The sequence below is a fragment of the Mesorhizobium intechi genome, assembly GCF_002879535.1.
Classification (GTDB): Bacteria; Pseudomonadota; Alphaproteobacteria; order Rhizobiales; family Rhizobiaceae; genus Mesorhizobium; species Mesorhizobium intechi.
This window is the reverse complement of record NZ_PNOT02000315.1, coordinates 1-2863: the sequence shown is the minus strand read 5'-3', so window position 1 is coordinate 2863 and position 2863 is coordinate 1. Positions and strand designations below refer to the sequence as shown.

The 2863-nt window shown below is 62.5% G+C and carries 3 protein-coding genes and 1 pseudogene; all 4 read left to right on the top strand.

The window, feature by feature from the left end:
• A partial coding sequence (locus tag C1D09_RS33900; protein WP_143977084.1) for a helix-turn-helix domain-containing protein occupies positions 1-153 on the top strand: 153 nt, incomplete at its 5' end.
• A gap of 1081 nt (positions 154-1234) precedes the next feature.
• Complete coding sequence (locus C1D09_RS26875; protein ID WP_143977083.1) at positions 1235-1585, top strand: transposase; 351 nt, start codon at positions 1235-1237, stop codon at positions 1583-1585.
• Complete coding sequence (locus C1D09_RS26870) at positions 1575-2222, top strand: IS3 family transposase (protein WP_143977082.1); 648 nt, start codon at positions 1575-1577, stop codon at positions 2220-2222. The genes C1D09_RS26875 and C1D09_RS26870 overlap by 11 nt, the downstream gene beginning before the upstream one ends.
• Positions 2137-2863 (top strand): annotated as a pseudogene (locus C1D09_RS26865) (transposase); the annotation flags it as partial. The gene C1D09_RS26870 and the pseudogene C1D09_RS26865, both read left to right, overlap by 86 nt.

The following is a 2863-nucleotide window of genomic DNA, read 5'->3' as shown; positions in this document are numbered from 1 at the left end:
ACCCAGGCTCAGGTGGCTGAGAGGCTTGGCCGGCCGCAATCCTTCGTTGCCAAGTACGAGGGTGGAGAACGGCGTCTCGATGTCATTGAGTTTCTCGATGTAACTGCAGTGCTTGACGCTGACCCATGCGTAATTCTGTTGAGCCTACGATGATAGCCGGCGCCGGCGGGGTTCACAAAGCGCACCGTCTGTCGCGGATCAGCCCGCTGTTCTTCGGCAAGCTCAGGCGTCTCAGCCATCCAGCTCTCCGCTGACGGGGGCAGCCTTTCGGCTACTGAAGGTCGCCCGACGGACCTTTCTTCGCGCGCTCGACGGATCACTCGCTGGAGTCTCCCGCCGTCGCTGAGGCGCTCTTCGGCGAATGTCGCGTCCAGTCCGATTGGGACGATCTTTGCGATCGCATGGGCGACCAATCCGCATTCTCTTGGGACACCGCGACTGCGTGGACGCTCCGGGTCCTCTCTCCGTGCCGGTCCTTCGGATCCGATCCGCCTTCGACGGCGAGCCTTTCCGGTCGTTTCCGCCGCCCACCCCCACCGTGCTTCCGGTCCGCTTTCAGAGGGAGGGCGGGATGGCGAGCGGGGACCAGACAACGCGTGCAAACAACGAGCTTGCGGCAGCCGAAAGGCTGGCGGGGACAAGGGCGGGCGCCCAGGCGCCAGCCTTTATCAGGAAATCACAAACCGCGTCCTGACGGAGCCGCACCTGGTACATACGTGCTGATCGGTCACAGAGTCTTACGCCGGCGCGATACTGTTTGGAAGAGAGCGAGTCCTAGCCGTCTGCAGGAACGAGCAGACCGTATGCTGTCACTGTGGAGAGGGGGTGTCAACGCCGCAATCTAGTTCGCCTGTTGGCGCGTCTGGAGGTGCTCGCCCGGGACCTGCAAAAAAGGAAGAGCTGAACCTCGTTCTAGATGCTGAGCATCGTGCGATCGGAAGCTAAAAGTTCCGGGAACTCGCCAGGTTCGATCGGGCCGATCGGTTGCCGTTTGGGCCGGATGCTGAAAATGCCCGGGGTTCGTACCAAAGCTCGCTCTCGTCTTGGGAGGGGTCTTTCATGCGGTCGCTGATAAGTTCCCATTCGAGCACCCAGTCCTGACCTTGAGGAAGACACGTGAGCCGGGTTGTGAATCGGCGTGCAAAATTGACCCCATGATGGAGTGCGCCGCTGAGGGTGGACAGATCGGGATGTGTGGATTGACCAGCCTTCCGGGTTTTCGGAGAGAGAACCCATGGCAAAGCACCGCAGTCACAGCATCGAGTTCAAACGCCAGATCGCGCAGGAGTTCATCGCCGGCGAGACGCTGCACGGCTTGGCTAAGCGTCACGATGTCTCGCGCAACCTGATCCGCATCTGGGTCCGCAAACATGAGCAAGGGGCGTTCGACGATGATGCGCAGGCCGCCGACCTGATCCAGGAATACGAAGCCCGGATCGCAGCGCTCGAACGGTTGGTCGGTAAGCAGGCTCTGGAACTGGAGTTTCTAAAGGGGGCTCTGAGAAACGCATCGCGGCCGAGAAGCGGGACTACATCCGTCATCACCGGCCCCGCGGCATCAGCGTTGCCGAAGGATGCCGGTTAATGGGAATCGCGCGCTCCACCACTACGACCCCCTGGAGAAGGCGGCCGACGACACCGCGATCGTCGACGCAATGTTCTCGATCAGCGACGAGTTCGAGTTCTACGGTTATCGCCGCGTCGGCGCTGCGCTGCGCCAGCAAGGTCTCGTCATGAACCACAAGAAGATTCGGCGCCTGATGCGCGAGCATGATCTGCAGCCCAGGATCAGGCGGCGCTTCGTGGCCACCACCGACAGCGATCATGATGGCCCGATCTTCCCCAACCTGGCCAGGGACATCGTTCCAACCGGCCCGAACCAGCTCTGGGTCTCCGACATAATCTATGTCGCGCTGCCGACCCGCTTCGTCTACGTCGCAGTCATTCTCGACGCCGGATCGCGCATGATCGTCGGCTACGCCATTGGCCGATCGATCGATGCGCGGCTGACGATGGCAGCCTTGAAGGCGGCCATTGAACGGCGCCAGCCGCCGTCCGGCTGCATTCATCATTCCGATCGGGGCTCCCAAGGCGGATTCAAGCGGTCGTCGCAACACTCTGAAGTTGGAGGTTGCGATGAGCATTCGAAAGCGGCGATCGGCACGGTCTGGACGAGCGCCATTGCCTTCACCAGGACGGCCGCCTGTGGCGGGGCGCGATGAACAGATTAGATTCTGGCGGGCGATCGCCGCGGGGCTGGGCAGCGAAGATGCTGCGCTCGAAGCCGGACTGTCGCAGCCTGTAGGAACCAGATGGTTCCGAAAGGCGGGCGGTATGCCACCAGCGATGTTCAGATCCTCGGCGAAGCCGCTCTCTGGGCGGTACCTGTCATTGGTGGAGCGCGAAGAGATCGCACTTCTCAGGGTACAGGGCCATTCCATGCAGGAGATTGGGCGCCGGCTCGGTCGGTCCGCCTCGACAATTTCCCGTGAACTGCGGCGCAACGCGGCCACCCGCAGCGGCGGGTTGGAGTATCGGGCGACGACTGCTCAGTGGCATGCGGATCGATCGGCCCGTCGGCCCAAGCCGACCAAGCTTGCGTTCAACGCAACCTTGCGCACTTTATGTGGAGGAGAGACTTGCTGGCGTTGTCGTGGCCCCGAGCGGCGCTCTCGTTCATGGTCCCACCGTTACGTGGAAGGGCCGCCGGCATGGCCCGCGAAAGGATCGGCGATGGGCCAGGGCCTGGAGCCCGGAGCAGATTGCCCGACGCTTGCCGATCGACTTCCCGGACGACAAGACGATGCGCATCAGCCACGAAGCCATCTATCAGGCCCTCTTCGTTCAGGGCCGTGGAGTGCTG